Raw genomic sequence first — 16,812 nt, 5'->3', positions numbered from 1 at the left:
GGATACTTCTACCGAAGTTGATGCGGACTCTGATTCGGAGAGCTCTACTGATGTAGATGCCGATTCGGATTCTGAGAATTCCACCGATGTCGATGCTGATTCGGATTCAGAGACTTCCACTGAATTTGATTCGGACTCGGAAAGTGAAGCGGAAATCGATGCAGAGACTGAGCTTGACTCTGATGATGATTCAGATTCGGAGACTTCTACCGAAGTTGATGCAGACTCAGATTCGGAGAGCTCTACCGATGTCGATGCGGACTCGGATTCAGAGACTTCCATTGATGCAGAGGCTGATTCTGATTCAGAAAGTTCCACTGAGCTTGATTCCGAATCGGAAAGGGAGGCTGAAATCGAGGCAGAAACTGAACTTGACTCTGATGATGAGTTAGATTCGGAGAGCTCCACTGATGTAGAAGCTGACTCTGATTCAGAGAGTTCCACTGAGCTTGATTCCGAATCGGAAAGGGAGGCAGAAATTGAAGCGGATACTGAACTTGATTCGGATGAGGATTCAGATTCGGAGACTTCCACTGATGTAGAAGCAGATTCTGATTCAGAAAGTTCCACTGAGCTTGATTCTGAATCAGAAACTGAACTTGATTCTGAAAGCTCAGCTGATGTTGATGCGGATTCTGATTCGGAAACCTCCACTGATGTAGAAGCTGACTCTGATTCAGAAAGTTCCACTGAGCTTGATTCTGAATCGGAAAGGGAAGCAGAAATTGAAGCAGAAACTGAACTTGATTCTGAAAGCTCAGCTGATGTTGATGCTGACTCAGAAGCAGACTCTGAAACCATGGCTGACTCGGATGACGATGCGGACTCAGATTCGGAGATAACGATTGAGAGTGATTCGGATTTGTCTAGCGAGTCGCTTGTTGATGCAATTATTGATGTTGATTCAGATTGAGAAACGGATGTCGAAATTGAAGCGGAGACAGATTGTGATTCAGAAACTGATGCAGAAACAGATTGCGATTCGGACTGCGATACCGATTGGGATTCGGATATTGAAAGAGAAGCGGATTCAGATGTGGAAAGAGAACCTGAGCTTGAATAAGATGCCGAAAGTGAAGCCGACAAGGACTCTGAGCTTGATACTGACACTGACTCTGAACCACTTTCAGATTGTGAAACTAGGGCTGACTCAGATGCTGACAAAGACCCCGATGCAGAGGAGGATTCCGACTGTGAAGCGGACACGCTCATGGATTCTGAACCTTCTGGGCTGAACACGTAAATCACTTTATTGTGTTCTGTTGTCGTGTCTGTGATTTCTGTTGTAGTTGGTTGCGTTACCCCTTCAGGCAAGAATGAATTCCCGTCTTCCAGATAAGTATAACCTTCTGGGACGTTAGTCTTCGTATAAAGCTCTGACGTCCAATCGATGGTATTGCCCACGTTAGCCGGAACATTAGCTGACCCAGCTATCTCGCTCCCTACTTGATTTGAAGATGATGATACAGGTAAACCAGAGATGACATCAATGTAGGTGTAGCTTACATTTGGATTAGCATCACCATAAACATAAACATTATACTCGTTGGTAGTCCCTTCTTGAGGAACTACTGCATAGTTTGCCTGTCCCCACTGATCACCATTATCGACTGTAGAAGTTCCATCACCACTTGGTTGTCCCTCGGTTCCTGTTGGAACATCCTTAGAAATTTGTGTTGTTTCATCATTCGCACCAATAGCCCACTTATAACCGGCTGGCATGTTATCAATCGCATACTTCTTATTAACCAAGTTGATGGTCTGTCCGATATAGTTTAAATCATTTGAAACAGGAATTGTGGTTGAACCCACTGTCTTCCCACGTTGATCCACATAATTTAATTTGATTTCACCCACAGAAAGAGCATTGGTTTGAAGCTCACGTGTGTTGCTAGTTAAAATACTAGAATCTGCTGTTCCATCTGTTACTGTGGTTACACCATTTTTATAAGTTAATTGTCCAACAGTTCCTGTAGCATCCGGAGTATTTGGTGAAGCATTCACTCCCTTCCAACTACTAACAGAAGAATTATTAAGTGTAAACGCACCAGCACCTTGGATGAGACGCCCAGCAGCATTTTCACCAGTAGAATTTTTAATTGCAAAATTCAAGGCTTTAGGTGAGGTAAACTCTACTTTTGCAGACGCCGAATTAACATTAATAAGTGCACCTGCATTCCATTGATTGACTTCAATCACAGCGTTTGCCGCGAATGAAACACTTTGGTTTCGATTGATATAAGCAGCACTGAAGGATTGTGTAGCTCTAGGAATGCTTAAACGAAAATTCTGTCCAAAAACCCATTTAGCATCTGCCGCTGCTCCCTCACCTCCATGCATAAAACGCTGCCAGCCATCTTGAGTCCAAGAAACGTTGTCACCTGCAATAATACCATTAGTATAATTATAAAATGCTGGATAGTTAATATTAATCCCCACTTCTGCTTTAGCATCAAAGCTAGAGCCATCCCCCATTGTGATAGTATTACCATATCCAGGGGAATTAGGATTACTATTATAATTATCAAACCAAAAGACGGAATCATCACCGTCAGCATTTACATCAGGCCGGAAATAATCAAGCGACGCTCCGTTGGCAACCTCAATCTTGGTGATACCACGCGTAATCTCATGATTCATGCGGAAGACATTGCTACCTGAGAAAACTGCCTTGCCGTAATTGACGTTGACCGCGTGTATAGCAACTTTGCTAGAGTCAGTGTCGCTTTCGTTAGAGATGCTGACATTATTTATATTCGCAGTCAAAAGTGGACCATTAGCCCCCCATTGACTCGCACCTCCATCAAGCAAGCCACGTTCAGCCTCACCATAAGGAAAGCCTTGAATAACTTTCATATTGGTAAACGTAATCGTTGTTGCTTTACTTGTCACATTAGATAGTCCAAAACTTTTTTGGTGAAGGTTCAATGTATGATTATTCCCTTGAATTATTACATCATTACCTTCATTACGTAGCTGAAAATTCGAACCATCAACCGATTCAATATTATTTTGGATATCAATATAGCGTATAGTCTGATTATTCCATGCAGAAACAAGCTCTGCAAATGTTGATACAGCGGCATAAGTGCCATCAGCCTGTGCTTGTGCCTTATATTGTGCATCATTGATTACTTGATCAGGCGTAGCAACATTAACTGACGTTGGTGATTTAATATTATTCGCATTGTCAGTCAAGATGTTTTCAAAATCTGGGCGGTTGCTGTCAGGGTCTACAGCAACAGAGTTAGCCTTGCCCCTCTCATCACTTTCCAGAGCCTTTAAGGCGGGCAATTTGAAGTTCGTTTTTGAAGCATTAGTGTCTTTCACCGAAGCAAGTGCAGTCAGATCTGTCCCCGCAGCTCCGCCTCCCAAAATACTAATACTCGAAATCGTTGCATACAACCAACGTTTCTTCGACTTGTACATGCGATAGCGCAGCTTTGGCTCCGAGGTTTTCAGTTTTAAATTTTCTCTTTTACTTCTTTGTTTTTTCCTCATAGTCATTTTTACCTTTTCACTTTCATTATTTGGGCAATTATTACTCCTTATCAATTCCCAGAAAGGGCTTGATTTTATTCAGATGGCTTTCAACATGTGCTGCAGTTCCCAAATAAAAATCATCATCATCATCTGGAGTCAAAACAATCTCATGATAAGTGGAATAATCATGGCTATTGCAAGACTCACAGCAATAAGTGTCGCTATCAACTTTTTGTTACTGGCATCCTCTTCGATATCGTTAATGATACGGTCTGATTCTGCTTGAAACAATTGTTCAATTTCTACCTGCAGTTGTGTCATCTCTTTCAAAGATGTTTCCTGCTGTTCTTCCGAAATTTTTGGCATTTTGTAGCACCTCTTTTAGCTTTACAAACCTGGCATTTTTTCATACCTATGCGCTTTTAATGTTACACTTAAATTAATATTAGATGTTTAAAAGTAATATTAAATACATTATATCACACAAAGGTTACATTTAGATAACGAAAAGCAAGTTTTTTCAGTGTATTAGTTTCGCCTCTTGTTCTTCTATTTTTGTAAAGCTAAAAGAAGCATTTGAATTTCATAGGCTGTAAGTAAATCTGTTGTATTTTTGATATCTGTTTGAATCTTCTTGTCTGGAAAATATGTATGTAATATTTCAGGCAAGGACTGAAATTCTATACTGAATTTTGCAAAATCTACTCCAGTCTTAATTTCAATAAGTCCATCCTGTGTTTCAAGTTTATCAATGATGGCTGAGAGCACCGCCTGAAAATCCGTTTTTTGGCTCACAAAAAGGAGCAGGTTGGCGGTATTATCCGAAACCATGATACTTTCCCGGTCGGAGCTATGAACACGCAGCTGAAACTTTTCACTTGGAGTTTGACATTTTATAAATGTTAAACCTTCTCCTCTTTCCACCTCAACACTGTCATTTTCTACTTTTTCCATCAATATAATGTCATAAAAAACCAGCTTTTCATGCTTGATATTATTGAGATTAATACTATAGTGGGCAGCGTTATGTGGATACTGAAAGGTAAAATGTAGTTCTTCAAAATACTGTGTTGCAGTAATTTGACCAAACTGGTCACGAAAATCGATGTTTACGCGAAATTGATTTTTCGGATTTTCTTGGATAAAGAAGATTACTTCATAAGTTTTACCCGGCTTCAGCAGCGGCAAGAGTGGAGCAGCACGGTCTTCCCCATAGCTCCCCTTGGAATGCCAAGCCTTGATAGTCGTACCCACGGGCATCATGGGTGATGAAAAAGTCACTTGATGAGATTCTAGCGTGATTTCTGAACCATAATTGTAAGCCTGATTGAAACGTTTCCCCCATTTGATAAGTGCAGTATCTGCCATAAGAACTCCTTATAATCTAAAGTCAATATCACGCCCATATTTATTGAGCAAGACGTTACGGTATTGTTTGATAAACCAACTGTTGATGCCGGGAGAGTTGTCATTGTGACGGCCGATAAATCCCTTATAGAGTAAGGTGGCTTTAGAATTCGTGCTTTTGAGTTTTTCAACCAGCATCGAAAAGGCCTTATGGTCATAGTCATCCTGCTTCATATAAGCCAAGGCAAAGGTCGTCGAGTCATAATTGCCTTTTGAAAACTTATCCCAGAATTTTTGGTCCAAGCTCTCCGCATTGGCAGTTGTTGAGCTGCCACCATGATGAAGAACCATGTCCAATGACGTGCCCCACATTTCAGGTCGATTAATACGTTCATTGAGCGCTATCGTGCCAATATTAGCCAAGGGTTTACCCACAATAACCGCCGCCGGCGACAAATCCGCCGCATAATAAAGCGCTCCAAAAGTCCCCATGGAAAGTCCTGATAAAATCAAGTCTTGATTGCTAAAACCCAACCACTCTAGCTTATCTTGAATAAACTGAGAAATCTGCGCTTCAAACTCTGAACTTCCAAGGTAAAAATTTCCTCCCTCAAGTCGAGGATCTCCAAGCAGAATAAACGGACCTCCCATATTGGCCATCATGCCACGTCCTTCCATCCCTTCGGCTGAGCGATAACCCGAGAAATAAACCGACAAAGGAGGCTTCATATCCCCGGGATGAAAATAACAGTTGACTTCTTCATTTCTAACCTGTCTGTCAATTAAAGTTGTGGCGCCTGAAAACATCACGGACTTGTCGTTGAGATATTTTCGGAAATGAATATTACCAACCTGTATTTCTCCCTGTCCCCCCTTAGCATAAAGCCCTATACTGGTATATACTGTATGTTCAGTATCATTATGAACAATGATTTCTTGATTTCTAAACTGCTGAGGACTCCCCTTGATGACCTTGATAATGTTATAGTGATTTTTTTCAAGAACATAGATTCGATATTCCAGCTCCAAGTCACCTTTAACGACGGTGTCTTCTGGATAGAAAGCAAGTTTGTCTCCTGCTCCAAAATCTACGCTGTGCCTGCGCCAGTGCAAAATTTCTGAAAATTCGGGTGTAAATTCCCCCATCAGCTGCATATAACTGTTTCCAAACTTAGTGGACTGCCCCTTAAAACCTTCAGATACAGCCACCATTTCAGGTTTGACCTTGTATCCCATTTGTCCGATGGATAAATCCCATACTTTTTCCCGAAGGCTTTCCAAGCTGTCTTCTTTTGTCCGGTAGGGATGCGCAAACTTCTGTTCCAAAATTTGTTCTTGATGGGGACTAATCTCCGCTTCTGCATCATAGAAAATCTGATAGGCCGGGAACTGAGCCAGCTGCAAGGGAAAGGAGCGCAAAAGCAAGGCATCCGCCCCTAATATAAAGAGGGAGCGGTTGTGCTTGGGGTTAAATTCCCCCTCTACAAAAAATCTCTCCCCTGCTTCATCAGCCATCAAGTCATAGTTTCCCGGTAAATAAATCACATGGAATTTTTCTTTTATAGCTTCTGAAAAAGTCAGGGTCTGTCCCCCAATTTGGATAATCTTACTTTTTTTAGCCATGCTGTTTAAAAACCTCCAACCATTTTGCTTTAATCAAATGCGGCTCGTGCTGTTCAATGATGTCGATACTCGTCACTAAAGACTTGTTCCAATTTCTTAACGTTCCCATGTAGTAGACCAACGCTTCTTTCAAATCATCCGAACTTGATATTGTCCAGCCGTTTTCTCTCTCGCGCAAGAAGTCGCTCTGGTGCCGTGTCAAAATTGGGATACCTGCACTGACTGCCTTTACATGACGTTGTATATCGTACTTTTTAGAAAGGTCAACGTAAACACGAGCAATATCAAAAACATCCTCCGTCTTAAGTAAATCAAGAGGACTCACCTGCTCAATTCTGAGCTGAGCATTGACAGCACCTACATAGTTCAACCATTGCGGTGAGTTTTTGAGCTCTTCGATAGCATCTTCCAGATGTTTAAAAACCCTCTTCTCCTTTTGCGCTATGACGTATTCATGAACTTTCTCATATTCTTCTGAATCAGAGTCAACACCAAAGTGCGTATTGATGAGAAGCTTTTGCAGAAAATACATACGTCTGCGATCTTCCACATCTTCCAGTTCGACAATTAAACCATAGTCCTCATCTGAAATAGCCTCTTCAATCAAGAAAATTAAATTTTTCTCTGCCTCTCCATTCAGGTCTGCAAAACTTGCAAAAACTTTCATGATGGGCATCGTATCAGAGCGACCCAAGTTGAGTTGAGGAAGAAAAACAGGAATGTAAGGCACAGTCTGCTTTGTGTCCATCTGAAAAACAGCAGAATCGCGAACCCAGTGTTCTGAGTCAAGAGGCTTCTCCATATCTCCTGAAAGAATATGTATCTGATTCCAGAAGCTTGGGATAGCAGACATACTTTTTTGACTTGAGTCAACCAAGACCGACTTTTCATATCTTCCAAAATTTTCTAGCACGCCTATAGTCAAGGCTTCAAGTGCATCTTCCAAGGAAGTATAAGTTTTTTGGGAGAGATAAGCATGTTCCTCCAACAAAATGGAAAGTCGTCCCTTTTCTTGAAGCAGTGTTTTCTGCCCCTTCTCATTGAAGTACTCCGACTTTACCAGAAGTCGATTTTGGTTAAAAAAATGAATGCAGCTTACAAAGCCACGATCGTCAAATATTTCTCGTTGAAAACCGTCCTCAGTCCGCCAGTCAATAAAATCCATAAATCCATAGGCATTATAAACCACCTGCCCAACAGTCTGGCCTTCTTTCAAGAGCAATACCTTTGAAGGAGTATAAACTTTCTCTACATCCGCAGGAAAAACTAAATCTTCTAAGGCTAGCGGATGACCAGCTTGAACCTCAATGCCTTGCAAATGGTCAAATAATCGGATAATGTTTTTAATCTTGAAAGCCTGAGCGTTGAGATGATAACGCAAAAAAGGAAGATGTTTGGGAAGCAAAACCGTGCATTCCATATCAGCCTTAGTAAAAAACTGCGCAAGATTGTAAATTCGATCTGAACCCAAATCAGTCTGATCCTGCCACTCCGCTAACAAATAAATCATAAAGTTGTCCTTTCCTGCCATCAAAAGATGACATAATGTCGTTTCGCCAAAACAAAGCGAATATCCTCATGCATGGTGTGAACAAAATAAACCATCATAACTAAAGAGGAAAAATAAAAGCTCAAAACAGTAGCTGGTTGATACCAAAGTCCTACCAATAACGGTGTTAAAGAAACCAGTAAGATAAAGCTGTTATTAAGGAAAATAATCCGGTTAAGTTTTTGCCGAATATACTTTTCCGTATCACGACCGGGTCTTACATCAAAAATGTAATCTCCCGATCCTCTAAGCCCCTTAGCAATATCAAAAGACCGTATATTCATATGGGAAAAACCAAAGCCCAGAAGTCCCAAAATCAAACCAAAGGTGAGGATACCTTGCACTGTACTGTAGGAGAAAAAGGTAGTGACTATATAGGCCATCAAATTATTGTTTTGAAAGGCGGGTAAAAACAGCATCACCTGTGGCATTGAAAAAAGGGTAATACCAAACATAAAAGGAAATGCTCCTGAAGTCAAAACCTTAATCGGAATATATGAAGATTTAAAGGCAACTGTCATGGCAGTTTGTTGAACAGGAATCCGGTACTCACTCCGGGCTAAAATAGAAGTTACATAAACCATAACCACTGTTGCTCCACCAATGAAAACGAGTCCCCAAACACTACTGAATAAAGCACTGTCTTGCCCACCTGTCAATAACATTCGCGGCATGTTGGCCAATAATCCAGGAAAAATAAGAATCATCTGCTTGCCCACACCCTTGTCTTTATTGAGATCAGCAATATAGGCAATCACCATACCGCCAGAAGTCAGCAAAAGCAGGAAAAAGAAGTCAACTTGGCTCTGCGAAAAACTAGGAAAATGAGCGTAAAGGATATTCCCCTCGAAGCTCCGCAAGGTCGCCCATGCCTGCAAAATAGCAAAAAGCAAAGTAATTGCGCGGACAATCAAACCAGACTGCTTTTGTGAAAGACTCTTAATCGCATCAACCTCCAACAAACTGAAGAGATTCCAAACAATAAAAGATATCATGTAAGGGCTGAGACCAAGAGAAAAAAGGGTCAATTCTCCTGACTTCCCTGCGGAAATACTGGCAAAAAAATTCATTATGCCATCATTGTTAGCAACCTGTGGCGTGGTACCCGGCAGGTTCAGATGGTTCCCTAGCTGAACGATGGACAGGATTAAAAGTGTTACTGAAAAGCGCTTGATTGCGCCTGAATATTCTTTCATTTTCTACTCTCTTATCTCATTTACGGCAGTTCAATATCCACAGAGCCATCTCGATTGATAAAGAGCTCTGACAAAAGCATGTTACGTGTAATATCAATCCAGAGACGCTCCATACATTCTGTGAAATAGCGATTGGCTTCTTTTTCAAACTCATGCAAAGGGCGCTGTTGTCCAAAAGTCCTACTTTGAACGACTGTTTTTAACTGCACCAAAGCATCTGCCAAATCTATCCAGAGTTGGTCTAAGGATTTAAGAATGATGAAGCGCTGATACATGTAGCCTTGATCTATATGCGGGAAATTTTCTAGAAGCTGCTGATCTTTTTCGGTGATGATGTCGTCCAACAGCTTGCGGAGTGCCTTTACACTCATCTTGTCAAATCCATCTAACCTAGATTGGTCAAAACCATAGTCTAAATTATTAAGAATAAAATCCGAAAATTCAAAGACATTTCGGTTTTTCCTTTCCGCTACAAAATTCTCTGTGGTATGTTTATAGCTCTTTAATATGACTTCCCTAAAATACGTTGGTGTACCTATCAGCACCTTGTTGCGTGTCGCATAGACGCGTTCGCGGAGGACACTAATGACATCGTCAAACTCCAGCGTTGTTTTTCTGCTGTTCACATCTTGATTTTTCTTGTTCTTCTGAGACTTTTCGATGAGGCGCTGAAACTTTTTCTTGTTTAACAATCCTTCTTGCGTTGCAACTTCATCGTCTGGTTTATTTTCCAAGTTTTTACGGAATTTTCGTACCCACTCAGGGGAACTTTCAACGACGACTTTATCTTCGAGAGAAGTATAAAAATACGAATCGCCGGGCTCTCCTTGACGTCCAGCTCGACCTCTTAACTGATTATCGATGCGATCACTAGTCATGCTCTCGGTACCCACAACCATAAGTCCGCCATTTTCCCGGCTAAAATCATCCAACTTAATATCGGTCCCCCGGCCAGCCATAGCTGTAGCTACAGTCACAGCACCACGCTGTCCTGCCTGATGAACAATTCTTTTTTCCTTAGCTGCTGTCGCCGTAGTAGCATTAAGTAAGGAATGGGGAATACGGTTATTCAGAAGTATGAGCGAATAAAGCCGAGATTTAGTGACCGAGCCCGTTGCGATTAGGACAGGACGTTCTGCTGCCACGGCTTTCTTGACCAATTCCAGCGAACTTAGCATCTTAGCTTTGTTACTCAAATAAATGATACTCTTATGATCCTTACGCTTAATCGGTCGGTGCGTCGGGATCGGCACGACGTCAATATCGTATGTGTCACGAATTTCTACTACATCTGTATAGGCAGTCCCCGTCATCCCTGAGAGCACGCGAAACATTTTAAACAAGTTCTGATAGGTGATGGAGCCCATGGATTTGGTTTCCAGAGTAATCGTCACTTCCTCTTTGGCCTCGATAGCTTGGTGCATTCCGCCTTGAAGCTTGGTTCCGACCATCTTGCGGCCATTCATCTCATCGAGGAGAAAGATTTCATCTTCTTCAACCACATAATGACGGCCAACTTCCTGAACATAGTTTGCCTTCAAGGCTAAAACTAAATGCCTGTAATGCACCTGATTTTCTTCTGACAAAATTTCTGGAAGCCCAAAGTAACGGCTGGCATGTGCAATTCCTTCCTCTGTAAACCAAACTTGCTGCTTGTCCTCTGAAATTTCATAGTCTACCTCTTCAGTTAAGCTTTTGACAAACTTATCCGCCAAATGATAAAGGTTGAATTGTAAAGTCGGTGCTCCAGAAATGATTAATGGAATTTGAGCCATATCCAAGAGTATGGCATCCAGCTCATCAATGACTACAAAATTAAAGCCTTGCAAGTACTGTTTTTCCACTTCTGTTGCCAAATTATCTAAAAGATAGTCAAAGCCCAATCCAGAGTGTGTCGTGTAGACGATATCAGACTTGTACACCGCACTACGATCCACTTCCTTATCGTACGCATTGCGCTGTACACCAACGGCTACAGAAAGTCCGAGCCAGCGGTAAACTTTGCCTACTTCTTCAGCATCGCGCCAAGCTAGATATTCATTCGCAGTGACCAAAAAATTTCCTGGACCGGTTAAACCCATAAGATACAGAGCCATTGTAGCAGTCAATGTCTTGCCTTCACCTGTCTTCATCTCAGCTACATTGCCGTGAAAAAGAACAATCGCTCCGAGCACCTGCACATCATAGGGCGCCATTCCCAAGATACGGCGGTCTGCCTCAATAGCAGTTGCATAAGCTTCTGGCAAAATTTGGGCAAGCGTTTCCCCTTTTTGAAGACGCTGCCTGAACTTCTCCGTCTGTGCCCTTAGTTCCTCGTCTGTCATGCTTTGATATTTTGGGGCTAAACCCTTAATCGTCCGAAGAATTTTAATATATTTTCTTTGCTTAAAACCTTTAAACTCAGCCATGGTTATATGTATTCCTTTCTAATTCAGAGGAAAACAAAATCAAGTGTATTTCTGATTTTTCTTCCCAAGAATGAGCATTTCTCTTAGATAACTGTGTGTTCTTGTTCTAAAAGTTTTCTATAAAATCTCATCTCATTAATAATTCTAGGGAAAGATGATTAGATGCTCTCACCCCATTTTCATATTATTCACATCTATTAACTATAACACAATTTCAATTAAATGTAATCCTTTATACATAAAGTGTTAATATACAAAATATTATAAACCAAAAATACATCAATCTGTCATAAGAAAACTTAATGGTCGCGGCAAAGAAAATCCTAGGTTTAGACAAATCTTGCTCCAAGTCAAGATGCAGCAACTTCTAGGACTCTCGCACTGAACCTAGATAATCCTCTTAAAATATCTGTGATGATACGCTTTCCAACACAAAACTACCCTTCACATCTCCGAGCCCTATATTGACAAATCTCTATCAAACTATATACTTATCTTGTCGAATCTCATCTGGGAAAAACAGAACAATTAGAAGGAGAAACCACATGAAAAAAAGATTGCTTTATTTTACAGCAACCTTACTTACACTTCTGTTCCTTAATTTTATAGTCACCCCTCACACTTTGGCGGAGACCTATCATTCTGATTTTTGCAATCATTTGGGAACCTGGAAAAACCTTATCGGTCAAGCGGACAGAAGCATTAGCCATGGACAGTTTGTGATGAGCAACCAAAAAGAAGGAGAACATTATGAAAATGTTTCCCTCATTACAGGAGCAGGTGAGCGAAGTTCTGGTGATTTACAAGTCACCTTTGCTTACAAGGGGCAAAAGAATTTCGGGCTAATTTTTAGAGCTTCAGAAAGCAGTCCTAAAAATTACCAAGCTTTTGTTTATCTCGGTAACGGAAACTGGCAATTAAGCCAGTCTACCCCTAAACAAACGATTGATATTAAAGGACCAAACTTGACTTCTGAGCAGACTTATAAGTTATTACTGCGCTACCAAGGCAGCAGTATCCAAGCCTATCTGAATGAGAAATTAATTTATGATGAGCCTCATGTAAGTTACAGAGAGGGTTCTACTATTGCTGGGGACTGGAAAGGCTACATTGGCTTAGGATTTTTTAATCCCCCCAGTCAGCTGACTGTCTTATCCATTAAGAGTGGAGATATTGGAAGTATCTCTGTCGACGTCGATCCACATGAATTTGTAAAACTGCGGAACAAATGGAAAGAGCAACTGGTCACGGAAAATTATAATCCCAATATACCTGCCCTTGTCAAGTACGTAAAATCTCTCTCTGATAATGCCAAAGTACTTTACCAAAGCATGTCCCTTAATCCTCAGCGCACCTCTCTTTGGTCTTTACAACCTGGAGAAAGTGCTTCTGCACATCTCACGCGGGAGGTTACTAACCTTTATTACTTATCCAAAGCTTATGGTACCCAAGGAACAGACTACTTTCAAGATCCGAAACTTTTAGCCGCAATCCAATCTGGTTTTGATTTTATTGTTAGTCAGAAAGGTTATGATGGCAATAAATATTATGGCAACTGGTGGGATTGGCAGATCGGCATTCCCCAGAAATTTATTGGGAGTTTGATGATTCTTGGGGATAAGATATCAGAGGAGTCTCTACAGCGTTACACCCAAGCCCTCTCTGCCTATGTTCCCAACCCCTATCAGCAGCTCTACACAAAGCCACAAGAGATATTTGTTGATCTGTCTTTTGTCCCCAACTTTTCAACTACAGGCGCAAACCGAACTGACTTAGCCTTATCTGTACTAGGTTTAGGCATCTTACAAAAGGATGAAAACAAGATAGAATGTGCTTCAAATAGCATTAAAGAAGTTTTTCAACTGGTGAGTCAAGGTGATGGCTTTTATTCCGACGGCTCCTTCATTCAGCATAACAAGATTCCTTATACAGGCGCCTATGGCAATGTCCTCATCAATGGCATCGGGCAAATCTTAGCGCTAACCCAAGGCTCCCCCTTTGAGATGGACAACCAGTCTGTTTCCAACTTTGTCAATATTGTCGAGTCCTCATTCCTCCCCTTAATTTATCAAGGAACAATGTTACCAAGTGTCAACGGCCGTTCCATATCCCGTGCTCCCAAGGACGATCAGATGGGCTGTAGCACTATGTATAACTTGCTCACTGTAGCTGCTCTGGCTCCAGTAGATGTCCAAAAGAAGTTGCAAGAAGCTGTCAAATATTGGATACAAGAAAACCCAGATTATTATTTGAACAATCCGAGAAACTATAATAGCCTACAGTTGGTTCTTTCTTTACTGGCAGATAATACCATTTCTGGACAGAAGCCTCCCTTTATTGGCACAAAAAATTTTTCCTCAATGGATCGTTTTGTTCAAAGCACTCCCAATTATCTGCTAAACTTAAGTCTCTACTCCAATCGCATTTATTCCTTTGAAGCAGGAAATGGTGAAAATAAGCACGGTTGGCATACTGGGGATGGTATGCTCTATCTCTACAACAATGACGGTGTACAGTTTGGAAGCAGTTATTGGCCTACAGTTGATCCCTATCGCCTTCCTGGGACTACGGTTGATACTGTAGCCTTGCAGGATGAAGCTTCTTACTTTACCACCATAACCTCACTTGAAACTTGGGTCGGCGGAGTAGCCTCAGAAAATCAGGCAGTCATGGGCATGTCCCTCAACAAAGAGGGCACAAAAAATAACGGTATCCTTCTCCCCATGAATCTCCGCGCAAAAAAATCATGGTTTATTTTGGATAACCAGACTATCGCTCTAGGTGCAGGCATTAGTGGCGATACTACAGCTGATATCGAAACCATTGTTGATAATCGCTTGCTCAACACTACTTATCACTATCAATTGCTGTCCAGTACAGGACTCATAAATACACGTTCTGAAAAAGAAAAAATGGACTGGCTCCTGCTACAGTCCAATCAGCAAAAGGTCTCTATCGGCTACATTTTCCCAACTGCGCAGGAGATAAGGCTGCAGTCTGAAAAGCGCACAGGAACCTACGCTGCCATCAACACCGCTTTCCCCAGTGATACCACTTATACAGGAGACTACTGGAAATTCATAATCAACCACGGAAAAAATCCCATAAATGCCAGCTATGCCTATGTCATTTTCCCTGGCGCAACGCCGGATATTCTGAAAAATTACAATAAAAACAAGGATTTAAAAATCCTCTCCAATACTGCCAGCATCCAAGCAGTACAGATGGACAAAGTAGGATATTTAGGGATTAACTTTTGGGAGAGTTCAGGCGGGACAATAGCTGGCATCACGAGTGACAAGCCCATATCTTTTATGAAACAAACTAAAGCCAAAGAAATCCTCTACACCATCTCCGATCCCACGCAATCCAACGAAACTGTCCATATTCATCTGCCCCAAACTTCCCAGAACATTCTCTCCATGAGTGAGGGCATATCCTTTGATGAGGTTACACACAGCTTTATCGTTGATTTTTCAGGCAGTGCAGGACAGGCAAAACAAATTGTTTTAGGTTCATATTAGGGTAAACCCTCGAGGTATATTTTCTTTGATTTTGGAGACGAAAAAATGGGAGACGCTGTTTTTTATGTGGTGAATTTCTCTAAGCCGAGGACTTTTTATTGGTTTTTAGGGTATAAAGACAAGGCTTCTTTTTGAGATTCCTTGTTCGTATTCATTTTTATTGGTTTGTTTATTGGTGGATAATCAATGCGGGACGGATAGCATCATTACCTAGACGTTCACCATTTGCTATCCAATTCCTTAATTCCCCATCTGGTCCTATTGCTACCATAGAATTACCAACATGCGGCGTTCGAAGGTGATGAACCCCAGGATTAGCTGCTCTTCGTGATGCCATATTCGGAAAAGCCTTTCCTTCCCCTGATAAACGTTGCACATCTGCTAGAGAAAGTCCAAAAGCCCGCTTCGTCCCTCCTGAAACTACTTTAGTTATATCTGCTGCAACATCTGGTCTTAGTTCGCCGTCAAGTATCCACCCGCTAATACCATCTACCCACTCAGCCTGATTAAATAAAACTTGATGATTACCTCTGACAAACTCAGTTGCAACAGGAGCCACAATATCTCGGGTTTCTTGCCTGAGATCCCTGTACCATGTTGCTACTACTCCCTCTATAGATTGACCCGCTGCACTGATATGTGTTATTCTATGATTCCTAATAATCAGATGATTTCCGTCCTCCATATTCTCAAGATAGCGATACTGCTCCCCAGCCATAGTAAAGATACGTCCCGGATACATGGCGCTGAATCTAAACTCATCGGGATGACTGTCCTCATCATAAGCTGGATTTTCAAAGTTATCATCCACTGCATTATTACGAATACCACGAAGCAGACGTTCTACCTCTCCACTTTCTGGCTCATTTTCAAAGTCGCGGTCTGGCGTAATCAATTGACTGTCCACATGGATAGCGTAGTAATAAGAACCACGAATATCATGTGCTATCTCTGTCATCACCGCTGCATCAAGTAGGTAAGAACTGGTTTCTCCCTCCTGCAGTTGACTGGCCCAGTAAGCCCAACCTGTCTCATGGTCGATTACCCAGAAGTCGCCGATTTTATGCTCATTGGGTAAAGCAGACCATTGCTGAAGTGTAAGTGGGGCACGGTCTTGTGCTAAATTTTGCGCTGTTGTACGTTCAACGCCTTCAAGGGCACCGGGCCAGATTGTACTTGTTGGGCCTTGACCATTTGTATAGCTCTCTCCTTCTTGCCAGTAGGCATCCTCACCCGTACCCGGATGAGTGGCTCCATCTGTGCTTCCATCTGTAGCGCCAGTTCCAGCGATATAGTCCCGTGCATGGCCTGCTGCAGCCGTCATCAGGTCGTTCTCCACATGGTTGAAGGTGGGCAAGTACCAAGGTGCATATTCTCCTTCACGAGTCCAACCAAAGGTCAAGTTGGCATATTGGTTAAAATAAGCAGAGTCCCCTACACGGGTAGTGAGCGTGTTTCCTTCTGGAATGTAGGTGGTCCAAGTTTCAATTGCTTCCCGCTCAGTATTGGGCACTACAGGTGTAAACTCTGTTTCTCCTCTGCCTCGAATTTCCATAAACTCAGACAGACGAATCCTAGCCATGATAGGTTCTTCTCCATAGTTTTCGACAAAGACGTCCTTGTTTTCCGTGTCACGGTTATAGTAATCATGAACACGACCACCAACTTCGAATGCATTATCT

9 protein-coding genes are annotated in these 16,812 nt (G+C 41.8%); 1 reads left to right on the top strand and 8 read right to left on the bottom strand.

Going from position 1 to position 16,812, the window contains the following annotated elements; genetic code table 11:
• From B4H39_RS09540 to secA, 7 genes are all read right to left on the bottom strand, one after another.
• A partial coding sequence (locus tag B4H39_RS09540) for a KxYKxGKxW signal peptide domain-containing protein (protein ID WP_286927571.1) occupies window positions 1-3,501 on the bottom strand: 3,501 nt, incomplete at its 3' end.
• Between the two features lie 138 nt (window positions 3,502-3,639).
• Window positions 3,640-3,849 carry a hypothetical protein gene (locus B4H39_RS09535; protein ID WP_202230658.1) on the bottom strand — a complete coding sequence of 70 codons (210 nt, stop codon included), beginning with the start codon at window positions 3,847-3,849 and terminating at the stop codon, window positions 3,640-3,642.
• Between the two features lie 183 nt (window positions 3,850-4,032).
• On the bottom strand, window positions 4,033-4,851 hold the full coding sequence (gene asp3, locus B4H39_RS09530; RefSeq protein WP_202230659.1) for an accessory Sec system protein Asp3: 819 nt from the start codon (window positions 4,849-4,851) through the stop codon (window positions 4,033-4,035).
• Window positions 4,852-4,860: 9 nt separating this feature from the next.
• Entirely contained in the window at window positions 4,861-6,453 is a 1,593-nt protein-coding gene (gene asp2, locus B4H39_RS09525; protein ID WP_251423572.1) for an accessory Sec system protein Asp2, read from the bottom strand.
• A complete protein-coding gene (gene asp1 / locus B4H39_RS09520; protein WP_251423575.1) occupies window positions 6,446-7,963 on the bottom strand; it encodes an accessory Sec system protein Asp1 in 1,518 nt (505 codons plus the stop codon). The genes asp2 and asp1 overlap by 8 nt, the downstream gene beginning before the upstream one ends.
• A 20-nt stretch (window positions 7,964-7,983) precedes the next feature.
• Window positions 7,984-9,198 (bottom strand): accessory Sec system protein translocase subunit SecY2, encoded by a 1,215-nt coding sequence (locus B4H39_RS09515; protein ID WP_251423578.1) that lies wholly within the window; start codon window positions 9,196-9,198, stop codon window positions 7,984-7,986.
• Window positions 9,199-9,218: 20 nt separating this feature from the next.
• On the bottom strand, window positions 9,219-11,606 hold the full coding sequence (gene secA, locus B4H39_RS09510; protein WP_251423581.1) for a preprotein translocase subunit SecA: 2,388 nt from the start codon (window positions 11,604-11,606) through the stop codon (window positions 9,219-9,221).
• Between the two features lie 545 nt (window positions 11,607-12,151).
• Here secA and B4H39_RS09505 point away from each other — a divergent pair.
• Window positions 12,152-15,130: a polysaccharide lyase 8 family protein gene (locus B4H39_RS09505; RefSeq protein ID WP_286927570.1), complete on the top strand. Its 2,979-nt coding sequence runs from the start codon at window positions 12,152-12,154 to the stop codon at window positions 15,128-15,130.
• 169 nt (window positions 15,131-15,299) lie between these two features.
• On the opposite strand, the gene B4H39_RS09500 is transcribed toward B4H39_RS09505, so the two are convergent.
• Window positions 15,300-16,812, bottom strand: a 1,513-nt coding sequence (locus tag B4H39_RS09500; RefSeq protein WP_286927569.1) for a hypothetical protein, incomplete at its 5' end; no start/stop codon positions are given.

Origin of the sequence: Lactococcus sp. UBA7128 (assembly GCF_002492185.1) — a bacterium.
GTDB classification, from domain to species: domain Bacteria; phylum Bacillota; class Bacilli; order Lactobacillales; family Streptococcaceae; genus Lactococcus; species Lactococcus muris.
Note: the sequence above shows the minus strand (reverse complement) of the source record. Positions and strands in the feature narration are given on the sequence as shown.

Excerpts from the sequence above, each read along its gene's own strand:
- B4H39_RS09535 (WP_202230658.1), bottom strand. The coding sequence starts at position 3,849 with ATGCCAAAAATTTCGGAAGAACAGCAGGAAACATCTTTGAAAGAGATG.
- asp3 (WP_202230659.1), bottom strand. The coding sequence starts at position 4,851 with ATGGCAGATACTGCACTTATCAAATGGGGGAAACGTTTCAATCAGGCT.
- asp2 (WP_251423572.1), bottom strand. The coding sequence starts at position 6,453 with ATGGCTAAAAAAAGTAAGATTATCCAAATTGGGGGACAGACCCTGACT.
- asp1 (WP_251423575.1), bottom strand. The coding sequence starts at position 7,963 with ATGATTTATTTGTTAGCGGAGTGGCAGGATCAGACTGATTTGGGTTCA.
- B4H39_RS09515 (WP_251423578.1), bottom strand. The coding sequence starts at position 9,198 with ATGAAAGAATATTCAGGCGCAATCAAGCGCTTTTCAGTAACACTTTTA.
- secA (WP_251423581.1), bottom strand. The coding sequence starts at position 11,606 with ATGGCTGAGTTTAAAGGTTTTAAGCAAAGAAAATATATTAAAATTCTT.
- B4H39_RS09505 (WP_286927570.1), top strand. The coding sequence starts at position 12,152 with ATGAAAAAAAGATTGCTTTATTTTACAGCAACCTTACTTACACTTCTG.